Genomic DNA, 14244 nt, shown 5'->3' with positions numbered 1-14244 from the left:
TGATTCGAGGCTACGTGCGCCATAGCGGCGCTAAAAAGCGAGGCAGCGCGACGACATCAGTCGAAGCGCGGCGCGAGTCGATGCGTTACTGATCCAGCACGAGCTTGATGTCGAGCGGCGGTTCCGAACGGCTCAGGTTCAGGCGCTTCACGCCGGTGGCCGGGGCATCGGCGTACGCAAGGTAGTCGATCGTCCAGCCGTCCTGCGTGATCTGCTTCAGACGCGAGGGCTGGTCCGGATCCCTCTCTGTCTTCGCGCGCGAAGTCGGGGCTGGCGACGGTTGCAGCCAATAACGCAGCCCTTCGACCGGCAGCGCGAAGCCGAGCGCGTTCTGCATCAACGTGGAGACGTTATCCGCGGTGAGCGGTTGCTTGTTCGGCAGTTCGAGCGTGGCCGAGGCCGGCGACGACGTCACCACCGCCAGCGTCTGGCCGAGCGGATTGCGCAACTGCAGGGTCACGGTGTCGCCGGTTTCCTGCCAGATGAAGTTGCCGTACGCGTTGCGCTGCTGGCCGTTCTGATCGTTGTACTGGATCGCGAACCGGCCTTGATAAGCGCGGCTGGTCTGCGCGGTCAGGGAAGTCGCGGCATTCGACGTGGACGGCCCTTTCGGCGCGACCGACGCACAGCCGGCCAACGCGACAGCCGCCGCCGCTGCGAATCCGAGCACCGCGCCACGCAGCGCCCGGGGAAAGGAAAGCAAACGGGAAAGACGCATCAAAGATCGTTCACCTGGAGACGTTGAAGCGTTTTGACCAGCGTGTCGTTGTCCGGTTCGAGCTTGCGGGCGTCGCGGAACGCCGCGCGTGCCTGGTCCTGCGCGCCGGTTTTCCACAGCACTTCGCCGAGATGCGCGCCGATTTCGGCGTTCGGCTGGATGTCGTACGCTTTGCGCAGCAGCTTGATCGCGTCCGACGTATCGCCCATGCGGAATTTGACCCAGCCGACGCTGTCCATGATGAACGCGTCGTTAGGCGCCAGCGACGACGCCTTCTCGACCAGCTTGTCCGCTTCCGGGAGGCGCTGGCCACGATCGGCCAGCGAATACCCGAGTGCGTTGTACGCCTGGGGATTGTCCGGCTGCGTCTGGATCAGCTTGCGCAACTGCGCTTCCATCACATCGTAATGGCCGGTTTTTTCGGCGGCCATAGCGTAGTCATAGGTCAGATCGGGATCGTCGGGGAAGTTCGCCGTGGCTTGCTGCAGGCGCGACTCCGCTTCCGGGTAGCGCTTCGCGTCGAACAGGATCGCCGCGTCGGTGCGGGCGATCAGCGCCTGGTCACGCGGATCGGGCGCCGGCAGCGTGGCCAGCAGCTTGCGCGCGTCGTCGGTCTTGCCCTGCTTGGCGAGCAACTGGGCGCGTGTGATCTGCGCCGGCACGTATTGCTGGCTCTGCGGCGAAATCTTGTTCAACCAGTCGCCCGCGGCCGCCTCGTTCTTCTGCTCGAGCGACAGTTGCGCCAAGTAGATATACGCCTGGCCCGGATCTGCGCCCGGCGTTTTCTCGGCCTGCTGCGCGTATTGCGTCAGATACGTTTGCGCGTCGGTGAAATTCTTCTGCTGGATCTTGATCAACGCGAGCGCCATGAGCGGCGTGAGATCTTTCGCGTCGTTCTTGTGCATGGTCTCGAACTGCTTCTGCGCGTCGTCCAGACGGTCGCTCGCGAGATACATCTGCGCGAGCGCGAGACGCGCGTCATGCGATTTCGGATTTTGCTGCACGTACTTTTCGAGCGACGCAATGCCTTCCTTGCGCTCTTCCGGGCCCATCTGCGACAGCATCAACGCGGCCGGCAGATAGTCCGGCTTGAGCGTGAGCGCCTGTTCGAGCGACTTGCGCGCGCCCGGCGCGTCGTCCGCCTGAATCTGCTGACGTGCGATCGCCAGTTGCGCTTCCGGCCGGTCCATGTCGTTCTTCAACAGATCCTGCAGCACGTGCAACCCACCAACGCGATTCGGTCCGCGCGAGAGCAGCAACTGCAACGCCAGCATGGCGCTGCCGCGATTCTCGGCAGGCACCTTGGTGAGTTCGCGGGCGAGGATCGGCTCGGCGTCGTCAGGCTTGCCGGACAACACGAGTAGCGACGCGTCGAGTTGCGCGGCGCGCTCCGAACTCGGCGCATACTGCTGCCACAACTGCGCGGCGGCCAGTGCGTCCGACGGGCTTTGCGCGCCCAACGCGATTTCGGTGGCGCGTTGCGCCATGCGCGGATCGTGCGTGTCGCGCGCGAGCGCGAGATAGGTCTGGTAGGCGGGCGCCGGCTGGTCGCGTTGCAACGCGACTTCGGCGGCGAGCACCTGGAATACGATCTGACTTGTCAGCGGCACATTCGGCAGAGATTTCTGGTCTTCCGCCGACGCGGGCCCAAGCGGGTCGGGCAGGGTGACTGAAGTGTCATCCGAGTCCGGGGAAGGGTCCTGCGCGTGCGCGGGCACGGCGGCCAGCGCCCAGACCGCGAGCGCGGCGGCACCTAGCATCCGGCGGGCGGACACGGCGTGCGGCACGCGGAATGCGCTAGCCGGGCGCTTCGAAAACAGCTTCACGAAGGACAAGTTCATGGAAATCCGTTCAATGTTTCGGTCGATTGTAACGCGCTCGCTACAATACGCGCACAACCACTCACGCAAGTTGCAGACCAGTTAGACATGCCAGAGTTGCCAGAAGTTGAGGTTACCCGACGGGGAATCGAACCGTATGTGTCCGGCCGCAAGGTTGAACGCGTCGACATCCGCACGCCCGCGCTGCGCTGGCCGATTCCGGCCGAGCTTGCGAAAACCTTGCGCGGCCATGTGGTCCGTAAGGTCGAGCGGCGCGGCAAGTATCTGCTGTTCGAAATCGACGCGGGCTGGTTCATTGTGCATCTTGGCATGACTGGCACGCTGCGGGTGCTGCGTCACGTGCCGCATCCGCCGGCCGCGGCGAAACACGATCACGTCGACTGGATTTTCGACGAATTCATTCTGCGCTATCGCGATCCCCGGCGCTTTGGGGCGGTGCTGTGGCATTCGCGTGAAGCCGGCGACGTGCTCGAGCATCCGCTGCTCGCCGGGCTTGGCGTGGAGCCGTTTTCGCCGGCGTTCTCCGGTGCGCTGATGCATCGTCTCACGCGCGGGCGCAAGGTGTCGGTGAAGCAGGCACTGCTGGCCGGTGAAATCGTGGTCGGCGTGGGCAATATCTACGCGTCGGAAAGTCTGTTTCGCGCCGGCATCCGGCCGACTACCGCGGCGGGCCGCGTCTCGCTGGTGCGCTACGACCTGCTCGCCGACGCCGTGCGGGTGACGCTCGCCGCCGCAATCGAGAAGGGCGGCAGTACGCTGCGCGATTTCGTCGGCAGTAATGGCGAAAGCGGGTACTTCCAGCTCGACTATTTCGTCTATGATCGCGCGGGGCTGCCGTGCCGCGTGTGTGGAACGGCGATCAAACAGATCGTGCAGGGGCAGCGCTCCACGTATTTCTGTCCCACCTGTCAGCGTTAATTCCTCAATGCCTTCTCGCTTAACACCGCGTTCAACTTCGTCCGCTGCGCCTCAGGCCGCTTTCCCGGTCATGTCCGATTTTTCCGCGCGGCTGATCGCGTGGCAGCGTCAGCATGGGCGTCACGATCTGCCGTGGCAAAACACGCGCGATCCGTATCGCATCTGGCTGTCGGAAATCATGTTGCAGCAGACCCAGGTGTCGACGGTGATTCCGTACTACGCGAAGTTTCTCGCGCGTTGTCCGGATGTCGCCGCGCTCGCCGCCGCGCCGGTTGACGACGTCATGGCGCTGTGGGCCGGTCTCGGCTACTACACGCGTGCGCGCAATCTGCATCGCTGCGCGCAGACCGTCGTCGAGCGGCATGGCGGCGCGTTTCCGGCCTCGGTCGAAGAACTCGCGGAGTTGCCGGGCATCGGCCGTTCGACGGCGGCGGCGATCGCGTCGTTCGCGTTCGGCGCGCGCGCGACGATTCTCGACGGCAATGTGAAGCGCGTGCTGGCGCGGGTGTTCGGCGTCGAAGGTTTTACCGGCGAAAAGAAAGTCGAAAACGCAATGTGGACGCTGGCGGAATCGCTGCTGCCGCTCAACGCATCGGACGACGAAGTCAGCGCCTACACGCAAGGTCTGATGGACCTCGGCGCCACGCTGTGCGTGCGCGGCAAGCCGGATTGTTTGCGCTGCCCGTATGCGGTCGACTGCGTGGCCAACGTGACGGGACGTCAGCGCGAACTGCCCACGGCGCGTCCGAAGAAAACCGTGCCGACGCGTCGTACGTGGATGCTGGTGCTGCGCGACGGCAACGCGGTAATGCTGGAGAAACGGCCGCCGTCGGGCATCTGGGGCGGCTTGTGGAGCCTGCCCGAAGCCGCCGACGAAGCCGCGCTCGCCGAACGTGCGCGCGCGTTCGGCGGTGACGGTGCGGTCTCGCCGCTGGCGCCGCTCACGCATGTGTTCACGCACTTCAAGCTGGATATCGAGCCGCGCCTCGCCGAGTTGGATAGCAAGGTAGGCGCACTGACCGTGCTAGGCGACGCAGACACCGCGTGGGTCACGTTGAGCGATCTCGATTCGTTCGGTGTGCCGGCGCCGGTGCGCAAGCTGCTGGACGGCTTGCAGGGTTCGTTAATCTGATCAATCGGCCGCATTCTGTAGCTTGAGCGTGTGTCTGCCGGGAACGGGTCCCTTTAACGCTTGCTTCGCGGCGTATTCAAAGCAGTTGATGCTGCTGCATGTAGTGATGAACCACATCGATCCGTGCGCCAGCGTCCTGCAATTCCATCAGTTTCTGACGCGCACGCAATGCGATCGGCAGCACCTCGGCGAGCCGGTTCGACACCCACGACGGATCTTCGAGCCTGAACGGCTCCGCGAACGGCAGGCTATCGGCGTCCCGCTCGCGGATCGTGGCAATGATCCGCTCGAGCACTTCCGCGCACGCGCCGAATTTGGCCAGCAGTTCATTGCCCTCGAGCGGCATGTCTTCGCCGAGCGGCTCGGCCATGCCGACCAGCAAACCATTGTGTTCCACCCGATGAGACAGCAGCCGGAAGCGCCGCGTGCCGCGTGCGCGAATCAGCAGCATGCCGAAGGCTTCGACATCGCACTCCTCGATTTCGGCCAGACAGCCGATTGCTTCGGGCACCGAAGGCTCCTGCTCACGCGCGACTTCGGCGCCGCTTTTCAGCAGACACACGCCGAACGGCGTTTTCTCGCGTAGACAGTCGCGCGCCATGTCGAGATAGCGCGCTTCGAAGATCTTCAACGGCAGCAGGCCGTCGGGAAACAGCACCGTATGCAGCGGAAACAGCGGCACATCGGCAAGCACAGTAGAAGTAGAAGACATGGCGCAACGCTTCGAGTTGAGGCCGCGCGATGCGGCCGGTTAAGCCACTAACTTCGATGATGCGCTGGCGTCGACCGGCGCATCGCGGTGCCGCACAATGACATTCGCCGAGGCTGCGAGACGCGCGGCAAGCGTCTCCGCGATGAACACCGAACGGTGCTGGCCACCCGTGCAACCAATCGCGACGGTCAGATAACTACGATTGTCGTCGCGGAAATGCGGAAGCCATTTGGCGAGAAACTTCTCGATGTCGTCGATCATTTCATGCACAACCGGCAACGCATCGAGAAAATCCATCACCGGTTTGTCGAGGCCCGTGAGCGGCCGCAATTCGTGATCGTAATACGGGTTCGGCAGCGTGCGTACGTCGAAGACGAAATCGGCGTCGAGCGGCACGCCGCGCTTGAAGCCGAATGACTCGAACATCAGCACGAGCCCTGCATCTTCCTGCTCGATGAAACGCTTGACCCACGCGCGCAACACGTTCGCGCGCAGATTGCTGGTGTCGATCTGATGGCCGAATTCCGCGAGACCCGCGACGAATTCGCGTTCACGTTCGATCGCTTCCGCGAGCGAGGTGAGCAGGCCGACGTCCGCATCATGCGCGGTAGAACCGGATAGCGGATGGCGGCGGCGTGTTTCGGAGAAGCGCTGGATCAGCGACTGCGTGCTGGCGTTCAGGAAGAGGACGCGCACGTCATGAGCGCGCGACAGATCGCGGATCATGGCGGGCATGTCGTCGAGCGAGGCGCTCGAACGTGCGTCGATTGCGACCGCGAGGCGGTCGTGCCCGTCTTCGGCGAGGTACGACGCCAGCTGCGGCAGGAAACGCGGCGGCAAATTGTCGACGCAATAATAGCCCGCGTCTTCAAGCGCGTTCAAGGCAACTGACTTGCCGGAGCCGGATATACCGGTGATCAGGATTATGCGCATGGAGTCGTCAAAACCGTACATTTCATCATAGCATCTGGTCCCCATGCTCGTACCCGCGGCCTGCCGTAGGCTGCGAGTGCGTCATGGTGTCGCGCGGTGTGCCTGGCGTCGCGGACTCAGATCAGTTTGCCGGGAAACTGGCTGTCGGGGTCTTGCATCGCGAGGCGCTGCCGGTCCATGAAGTCGCGCAGCGTGTCGATGCCGCGCAGTTGCAGGATCGTGTTGCGCACCGCCGCCTCGACCAACACAGCGAGATTTCGGCCGGCGGCCACCTGAATCGTCACCTTGCTGATCGGCAGGCCGAGCACGTCGACGGTTTGGCTTTCCAGCGGCAGGCGCTGGAATTCACCGTCGGGACGGCGTACCAGTTGCACGATCAGCTTCAGCTTCATTTTCCGCCGCACAGCGGTTTCACCGAAGATCGTCTTGATGTCGAGCAGGCCGAGGCCGCGTACTTCGAGCAGGTTTTGCAGCAGCGGCGGGCAACGCCCTTCGACGAAGTCCGGGCCGAGGCGCACGAAATCCACGGCGTCGTCCGCCACGAGGCCGTGGCCGCGGCTGATCAACTCCAGCCCGAGTTCGCTCTTGCCGAGGCCCGAGTCGCCGGTGAGCAGCACGCCCATGCCGAGAATGTCGAGGAACACGCCGTGCAGCGTGGCGCGCGGCGCGAGAATGCGCGACATGTACAAACGCAGGCTGTCGATCACCGCGGCGGCGGACATTGGCGTGGTGAACAGCGGTGTGGACGAGCGCGTGCAGCGCAGCACCAGTTCCGGCGGCGCGGCGACGCCGCCCGCCACCACCAGAAACGGTGGCTCCAACGCGATCAGCTCGCCCATGTGGCGCGAGCGGTCTTCGTCGGTTTGGCGCTTGTAGTAGTCGATTTCGGCGTCGCCGAGCACCTGGATCCGGTTCGGGTGGATCAGGTTCAAGTGGCCGACAAGGTCGGCGCTCGACGTGGCATTGGCGACCGATTCCGAAGAAAAGCCGCGCTCCCAGCCTTCATGCCCCGTCAGCCAGCTCAGTTTCAGCATGGCGGCGTTGTCGTCGAAAATGCTCTGGGCGTTGATGCTGGACGTATCCATGAGTCAGTGACTCCAGTGTGAGCCGCTAGCCCGGCAACCTGGCGGCCGCGTAAACGCGGTCCGCTTTCGTTGCGAGACCTTACCCGCGCGCGGATGGCCACCGCGCATGCGGATCAGCGGCGTGCGGATAACCGCCGCTACATCAAGGTTGCCACTGAGTGAGCAGGCGATGCAATGATTCGCGGTCTTCTTCCGTGTGCAGGCGCTCGCGGGCTTCGCGATCGGACAGCAACTGGGCGATTTCCGAAAGAATTTCGAGGTGCTGCTGGGTGGCCTGTTCGGGCACGAGCAGGAAGATCAGCAGCGAAACCGGCTGACCGTCGGGCGATTCGAAGGGGATGGGTTCGGCAAGACGGACGAACGCGGCGAGCGGCTGCTTCAAGCCTTTGATCCGGCCATGCGGAATCGCGACGCCTTCGCCGAGCCCCGTCGATCCGAGGCGCTCACGCGCAAACAGATTGTCAGTGACCGTGCTACGGGCGATGCCGTTCTGGTTCTCGAAGATCAGGCCCGCTTGCTCGAATACACGTTTCTTGCTGGTGACCGATAGTCCGACGACGACGTTCTCGAGGGGAAGAAATTTGGCTAAACGATTCATGTTGACAGGCGAAAACGTGGCCTGGATTCTCCTCGATGAGGCGTTTGAGTGACGTTCCATTCGTTTGATGCTCACGGCAACGTGCGTTGGAGTCCGAAAGCACAAGACTCCTGCCGACTTCCGTTAGCGCTGGCTTGACCCCGATGGTAACCGGAACATTATAGAACAGGGTAGCAACAGATGGTGCGGCGCGCCATCGATGCGCGACGGGTTTTTGAAGGATCGTTCGACGCCACACGATTCTCGCGGAAAAAGCGCTCGCACAACGAAAAACCGCCCGATTTCGGGCGGTTTGGCTAGGGTAGGGAATATGAAGCGGCGCTTCTAATTTGCCCTATTGCGGCGGCACGTCTATCTGCGGCGCCGGCTGATACTTGATCGCCTCGTGCGCATGGCCTTGCAGACGATCCTTGTGGCGGAGCACTTGCCGGTCAAGCTTGTCGATCATCAGATCGATCGCAGCGTAGAGGTCGCTGTCACAGCTCTCGACAAAGATGTCCTTGCCCTTCAGATGCAGGTTGATTTCAACCTTTTGACGCTTTTCCTTTTCCTTATGGTTGTCGACCGAGAGGACCACACTGCCGTCGATTACCTGATCGAAATGTCTTAGCACCCTATCCAGTTTGGTGATCACGTATTCGCGCAACGCAGGCGTTACTTCGAGGTGGTGTCCACTGATCTGCAGATTCATAGTGCTTCTCCAAGCTAATGGCCGCTTGTTCCGCACGATGACGTAGGTCCGGTCGATCTGTCGGCTTGCCTGAGTCGCCCCCCGGTGACTGACTTCTGGCAGGTCGCATCGGCCGGCCTGTCCGCCAACTGCGGAGCGGCCGGTAAATGCCCGCCACGGAAGGCGACGGGCTACAGAGACTTGCGCAGGTTGACTGCCGGAATCTTGAGTGCTTCGCGATACTTCGCCACGGTGCGGCGCGCGACCACGAAGCCCTGTTCCGCCAGCAGTTCGGCTATGCGGCTGTCTGAAAGAGGAGATTTCGGGTTTTCCGCTCCTATCAGTTGCTTGATGAGCGCACGGATCGCCGTTGAAGACGCCGCGCCGCCCGTGTCAGTCGAAACGTGTGATCCGAAGAAGTACTTAAATTCAAGCGTCCCGAATGGGGTCAGCATGTATTTACCGGTTGTCACACGCGAGACAGTTGACTCGTGTAGGCCTAGCGTATCAGCAATTTCCCGCAAGACCAAGGGGCGCATAGCAATTTCGCCGTGGACAAAAAAGCTCTTTTGACGTTCCACAATAGCTTGCGCAACTCGCAGGATGGTCTCGAACCGCTGCTGGATATTTTTGATCAGCCAGCGTGCTTCCTGCAGTTGCTGGCGCAACGAACCGCTACCCGGATCGCCGCGGTTATTGCGCAGAATATTGGCGTACAGATGATTGATACGCAGCTTCGGCACGACTTCCGGATTCAGTTCGGCCTGCCAGCCTTGCGCCGTTTTGCGCACCATGATGTCGGGCACCACGTAGTCCGCTTCGGCTTTGCCGTAGGCCGCGCCGGGGAACGGCTCGAGCGAGCGGATCAGCACATGCGCGTCGCGCAGGTCGTCGTCGTTGGCCTTCAGGTGTTTGCGCAGACGCGTGAAATCGCGAGCCGCGAGCAGTTCCAGATGGTGGGCCACGATGTCGAGCGCGAGCGTACGCGTAGGCGACGTGTCGAGCCGCAGCAATTGCAACTTCAGACATTCGGATGCAGAGCGCGCGCCCACACCCGCCGGGTCGAAGCTATGTAGCAGCGCTAGCGCGGCATTCAGCTCGTCGGTGTCGACTTCGAGTTCGTCAGGCAGATCGGCTAGCACTTCGTCAAGCGTGGCAGCGAGATAACCGTCGTCGTCGAGCGATTCGATCAGGAACGTGATCAGCGCGCGGTCGCGTTGACCCGCCTGGGTCACGCGCAATTGCGCCATCAGATGATCGCGCAGCGAGGTGCTGGATTCGTGAATTTGCAGCGGCGGCAGATCGTCGTCGTCCGACGCGTTGCCGGAGCGGCCGTAGTCGTCGAGATTCCATTGCGACGCGTCGCCGCTGCTGTCGCCCGAGAGGCCGTTGTATTCGTCCACGCCTTGCGGCTCGCCGTTCTCGGCGCGCTCGCTGCTACTGGACGATGACGACGTATTGCCGCCCATCTGGTCCGGCGGTGCGGACGAATTGGGCGCTTGCGCGATCAGCGAGCCGTCTGCCGCCACCCGCAGCGGACTCGCGATCCAGTCGTCCTCGTTCTCGAGGAGCGGATTCTGCGAGATCGCCATGGAGACTTCCTGCTGCAGTTCGAGCGTAGACAGCTGAAGCAGCCGGATGGACTGCTGCAGTTGTGGTGTCAGCGCAAGATGCTGCGATAGGCGGAGTTGGAGGCTGGCTTTCATGGCAAGTTGAGATTCATTGTAGAGAGTTTGCCACGACCGCGATACATTGCGACATTCGCAATTACGCGTGCGCCCGTTTTCGGCGGCGCCGGGCGCGAACGGCCCGGGTCAGGATGCGGATGTGCGGTTGCCGCAAAGGGACCGGCGTATGCGCGTTGGCATAGCCGGGGTGTCCCTTGTGTGCTTACATGCGGAAGTGCTCGCCCAGATAGACGCGCCGCACGCTTTCGTTTTCGATGATGTCGCTCGGCGCACCGGCGGCCAGCACGCTGCCGTCGCTGATGATGTACGCGTGATCGCAGATGCCGAGCGTTTCGCGCACGTTGTGATCGGTGATCAGCACGCCGATATTGCGCTGCTTCAGAAATTTAACGATCTTCTGGATTTCCAGCACCGCGATCGGATCGACGCCCGCGAACGGTTCGTCGAGCAGAATAAAGCTCGGATTAGTGGCCAGCGCGCGCGCGATTTCAACCCGGCGGCGTTCGCCACCCGACAGCGACAGCGCCGGATTCTGGCGCAAATGCGCGATCTGCAACTCGTCGAGCAACGCTTCGGTGCGGCTCGTGATGGTGTCTTTGCTGAGCCGCTTGCCGTTGTCTTCGTGCTGCAACTCCAGCACCGCGCGAATGTTTTCCTCGACGGTGAGCTTGCGGAACACCGACGCTTCCTGCGGCAGATACGACAAGCCCAGCGAAGCGCGTTTATGGATCGGCAGCAGGCTGATCGACTTGCCGTCCAGATCGATTTCACCGGCGTCGAGCGGCACGAGGCCGACGATCATATAGAACGAGGTCGTCTTGCCCGCGCCGTTAGGCCCAAGCAGACCGACCACTTCGCCGCTTTTCACGTCGAGCGACACGTCTTTGACGACCGTGCGCGAACCATAGCGCTTCTTCAGATTACGTACGACCAGCGAGCTGCTGGTGCCGGCCGGCTTGCGATTAGGGAGGGACGCGGAGGTGCTCACTGATTCGGCGCTCCCTGGATCGAGGTGGACGGTGCGAGCGTGGCCGACGCGCCGTTCAGCGGCGCGGCGCCGCCGTTGCGCGGCGACAGCATGGCGCGCACGCGGCCGCTCGGGTTCCCCGGGCCGGCGACATCTTTGCCCGCCTTCGCGGTGTAGAAGTCGTTCTGGCCGTCGTAGGTAATGACGCTGCCGTGCACCTGGTCCATCACGGTGGCGAGGCCTTGCAGGCGCTTCACGGTTGCATTCGTGGTGAGCGTGGTCAGGTCCTGCTTGCCGTCGTAGTCGATGCGGATCGCCGTGCCTTCGATGTACTCGTCGAGGCCTTCACGCTTCTGGCGGAAATACGACAGATTGCCGCCGCTCGACGTGCCGGTAGCGTACTGATAGCCCTGCGGGTCTTGCGTCACTTCGACGCGATCGGCCTTGATCACGATCGTGCCTTTAGTGGCGACCACGTGGCCGGTGAAGATGTTGACCTGCTTGAGGTCGTCGTAAGTCATGTTGTCCGCTTCGATGTTCAGCGGCTTGTCCTTGTCGGCGCGGTCCGCGTGCGCAAGCGGCGCGAAGCCTGCGAGCGGCAACGCGACGAGTAGCGCAGCGAGTCCGGCGCGCCACGCGGACAAAGCGCGCGAGCGGCCGGTATCAAAACGGGGGAACGATTCGTTCATGCAGTCACGCCTGGAATAGATTACCCGGGTTGCTTGGGCGAGCTGCCACCGGCTTCGGACGGCGCGATCGCGCCTTTCACGTTGCCGAACAGCTGCATCACCCGGGTGACGTTGTTGTAATTCATGCCGCTGGCAGTCATCACTGACATGCCGCGCTGAAGTTTAACCGGCTTTTCGGTCTCGATCACATCGTCGTTGACCAGCACCTTAAAATGCGCCGAATCCGCCTGCATCTGCGGATCGCCGTAGCCAGGCGCCCGTAGAATGCGCGCATTGCCGTACAGGTCGACGATCGAGGCGTCGCCGTTCACCTTGCCGGTGTCGCCGGTGGCGGTGACGATCGGCTTGCCGGGCTGGAACGCACGCATGGCCGGCTTGACGAGGTCGCTCAGTTCGTCGTCTTCGTAATGAATCAGCGATTGAGCGGTCAGGCGGTATTGCGTCGAGCCCGACTGATCGAGTTCGGAAACCGAGAAGTTGTCCGCGAAGTAGTCGGGCGTGTGTTCCTTGGGACGCACCACGCCTTCGTTTTGCCGCGGCAGGGTGGCCTGCAGCAGCCACCAGGTGATACCGGCGAGCGCGGCCATGGCCACCAGCGGGATCAGCGAAGTCAGGCGAAACTGGTTCATCCGACGAGGCCTCGCTGTTCGCCGCTACAGGCTGCCGCGAGCAGCGCTTCATATTTGTGCTGGGCGCGCAGCAGCGTGTCGACGACTTCACGGGCCGCGCCGTGTCCGCCGCGCGCCTCGCTCACCCAATGCGCGCGTGCGATCACTTCAGGATGCGAGTTGGCGGGCGCTGCCGCGAAGCCGACCTTCAGCATGACCGCGAGATCGACCCAGTCGTCGCCCATGTAGCCGCATTCTTCCGCCGTCAGGCCGGTCTGCTGGAGCAGATCGGCGAAGGCCGCGGGTTTGTCCTGCACGCCTTGATAGACGTGCGTGACGTTCATTTCTTTCGCCCGCACCGCGACGATGCCCGACTTGCGCCCGGTGATGATCGCCGTGTCGATGCCGGCCTGGCGCAGCAGCTTCATGCCGTGGCCGTCCATCGAGTGGAAGCCTTTCATCGTGTCGCCTTCCGCCGTGAACAGCAGGCCGCCGTCGGTCAATACACCGTCGACGTCGAAAATCATCAGCTTCACGCGGCTCGCGCGTTCGGTCGCGGTCACAGGGGCGATGGCCATCAGATCACCTTCTTCGAGAACAGGTCGTGCATGTTGAGTGCGCCGATCAGCTTGCCTGCTTCGTCGACGACCAGCATCTGATTGATGCGGTGGCGCTCCATCAGTTCCACGGCTTCCACCGCGAGGTGATCCGGGCCGATGGTGCGTGGACCGGCTGTCATGACCGAGGCGATCGACAGGCCGCGGAAATCGCCGTCGCGTTCGAGCACGCGGCGCAGGTCGCCGTCGGTGAAGATGCCGGCAACGCGGTCTTCGTGATCGACGATCGCGGTCATGCCCATGCGCTTGGCGGTCAACTGGAACAGCGCGTCGCGTACGGTGGCCTCGGGCGTGACCTTCGGCACCTGGTCGCCGGTGCGCATCACGTCGCGGACATAAGTGAGCAGGCGGCGGCCGAGCGCGCCGCCCGGATGCGAGCGCGCGAAGTCGTCGCGGCCGAAACCGCGCGCGTCGAGCACCACGACCGCGAGCGCATCGCCGAGCGCGAGCGCGGCGGTAGTGCTGGCGGTGGGCGCAAGATTCATCGGACAGGCTTCTTTTGCCACCGCGGAATTCAGGTGCACGTCGGCCAGTTGTGCGAGACTCGACGACGGACGTCCGGTCATTGCGATCAGCTTCGCGCCGAGCCGCTTGATGAGCGGCAGGATCGCCACGAGTTCTTCGGTTTCGCCGGAATTGGACAGCGCGATAAACACGTCGTCGGCGGTGACCATGCCGAGGTCACCATGACTGGCTTCCGCGGGATGCACGAAGAACGCCGGTGTGCCGGTGCTGGCGAGCGTGGCCGCGAGCTTGCGCGCCACGTGGCCGGATTTGCCGATGCCGGAAACAACCACGCGCCCACGGCAGCCCAGGATGAAATCGACCGCCCCGACGAAGCCTTCGTCGAGTTGATCGCGAAGCGCGCGCACGGCGTCCGCTTCGATGTCGAGCACGTCACGAGCGAGCGTGAGTGCCCGGTCGCCATTGATTTTCGCTATCATTCGCGGAGTATAGCAAAGGCGCTTGTTCGCCGCGCCGGGCCTGCTGTGCCAAGCCGCTGCCTTTATTGCTGTTTTTTACGGCCCCTCAACCTTGTCGCACGGCGTTTTGCGTGCGCGGTTCCGC

The 14244-nt window shown here is 63.1% G+C and carries 15 protein-coding genes; 2 read left to right on the top strand and 13 right to left on the bottom strand.

Annotated elements, in window-relative coordinates:
• Positions 1-85: 85 nt before the first annotated feature.
• Positions 86-718: a lipoprotein insertase outer membrane protein LolB gene (gene lolB, locus GGD40_RS10645; RefSeq protein ID WP_179743648.1), complete on the bottom strand. Its 633-nt coding sequence runs from the start codon at positions 716-718 to the stop codon at positions 86-88.
• Positions 718-2559, bottom strand: coding sequence for a tetratricopeptide repeat protein (locus GGD40_RS10640; RefSeq protein WP_179707008.1), 1842 nt, complete (start codon positions 2557-2559; stop codon positions 718-720). The genes lolB and GGD40_RS10640 overlap by 1 nt, the downstream gene beginning before the upstream one ends.
• A gap of 87 nt (positions 2560-2646) precedes the next feature.
• Between GGD40_RS10640 and mutM the strand changes: the two genes are divergently transcribed.
• Positions 2647-3477 carry a bifunctional DNA-formamidopyrimidine glycosylase/DNA-(apurinic or apyrimidinic site) lyase gene (mutM, locus tag GGD40_RS10635; protein WP_179707006.1) on the top strand — a complete coding sequence of 277 codons (831 nt, stop codon included), beginning with the start codon at positions 2647-2649 and terminating at the stop codon, positions 3475-3477.
• A 7-nt stretch (positions 3478-3484) separates the two neighbouring features.
• The gene (gene mutY, locus GGD40_RS10630; RefSeq protein ID WP_179743646.1) at positions 3485-4609 is read left to right on the top strand and encodes an A/G-specific adenine glycosylase; all 1125 of its coding nucleotides are present in this window, start codon (positions 3485-3487) and stop codon (positions 4607-4609) included.
• 76 nt (positions 4610-4685) lie between these two features.
• On the opposite strand, the gene GGD40_RS10625 is transcribed toward mutY, so the two are convergent.
• The 11 genes from GGD40_RS10625 to kdsD form a co-directional block, all read right to left on the bottom strand.
• Complete coding sequence (locus GGD40_RS10625; protein ID WP_035553568.1) at positions 4686-5321, bottom strand: LON peptidase substrate-binding domain-containing protein; 636 nt, start codon at positions 5319-5321, stop codon at positions 4686-4688.
• A 39-nt stretch (positions 5322-5360) separates the two neighbouring features.
• Positions 5361-6254 (bottom strand): RNase adapter RapZ, encoded by an 894-nt coding sequence (gene rapZ / locus GGD40_RS10620; protein ID WP_035562446.1) that lies wholly within the window; start codon positions 6252-6254, stop codon positions 5361-5363.
• Between the two features lie 116 nt (positions 6255-6370).
• Positions 6371-7339, bottom strand: a complete 969-nt coding sequence (gene hprK / locus GGD40_RS10615; protein ID WP_035553565.1) for an HPr(Ser) kinase/phosphatase — start codon at positions 7337-7339, stop codon at positions 6371-6373.
• 142 nt (positions 7340-7481) lie between these two features.
• Positions 7482-7997: a PTS sugar transporter subunit IIA gene (locus tag GGD40_RS10610; RefSeq protein WP_179708872.1), complete on the bottom strand. Its 516-nt coding sequence runs from the start codon at positions 7995-7997 to the stop codon at positions 7482-7484.
• Between the two features lie 274 nt (positions 7998-8271).
• Positions 8272-8628 (bottom strand): ribosome hibernation-promoting factor, HPF/YfiA family, encoded by a 357-nt coding sequence (gene hpf / locus GGD40_RS10605; protein ID WP_035553562.1) that lies wholly within the window; start codon positions 8626-8628, stop codon positions 8272-8274.
• Positions 8629-8798: 170 nt separating this feature from the next.
• Positions 8799-10313, bottom strand: coding sequence for an RNA polymerase factor sigma-54 (locus GGD40_RS10600; protein ID WP_179707002.1), 1515 nt, complete (start codon positions 10311-10313; stop codon positions 8799-8801).
• A gap of 184 nt (positions 10314-10497) precedes the next feature.
• Positions 10498-11283, bottom strand: a complete 786-nt coding sequence (gene lptB / locus GGD40_RS10595; protein ID WP_105510889.1) for an LPS export ABC transporter ATP-binding protein — start codon at positions 11281-11283, stop codon at positions 10498-10500.
• Positions 11280-11951 (bottom strand): lipopolysaccharide transport periplasmic protein LptA, encoded by a 672-nt coding sequence (gene lptA / locus GGD40_RS10590; RefSeq protein ID WP_179707000.1) that lies wholly within the window; start codon positions 11949-11951, stop codon positions 11280-11282. The genes lptB and lptA overlap by 4 nt, the downstream gene beginning before the upstream one ends.
• Positions 11952-11971: 20 nt before the next feature.
• Positions 11972-12580: an LPS export ABC transporter periplasmic protein LptC gene (gene lptC, locus GGD40_RS10585; protein ID WP_179706998.1), complete on the bottom strand. Its 609-nt coding sequence runs from the start codon at positions 12578-12580 to the stop codon at positions 11972-11974.
• Positions 12577-13137 (bottom strand): KdsC family phosphatase, encoded by a 561-nt coding sequence (locus GGD40_RS10580; protein WP_035553550.1) that lies wholly within the window; start codon positions 13135-13137, stop codon positions 12577-12579. The genes lptC and GGD40_RS10580 overlap by 4 nt, the downstream gene beginning before the upstream one ends.
• Positions 13137-14120 carry an arabinose 5-phosphate isomerase KdsD gene (gene kdsD, locus GGD40_RS10575; RefSeq protein WP_035553549.1) on the bottom strand — a complete coding sequence of 328 codons (984 nt, stop codon included), beginning with the start codon at positions 14118-14120 and terminating at the stop codon, positions 13137-13139. The genes GGD40_RS10580 and kdsD overlap by 1 nt, the downstream gene beginning before the upstream one ends.
• Positions 14121-14244 lie beyond the last annotated feature (124 nt).

Source organism: Paraburkholderia bryophila (assembly GCF_013409255.1).
GTDB lineage: Bacteria > Pseudomonadota > Gammaproteobacteria > Burkholderiales > Burkholderiaceae > Paraburkholderia.
The sequence above is the reverse complement of the archived record's forward strand: the minus strand, read 5'-3'. Positions and strand labels throughout refer to the sequence as shown.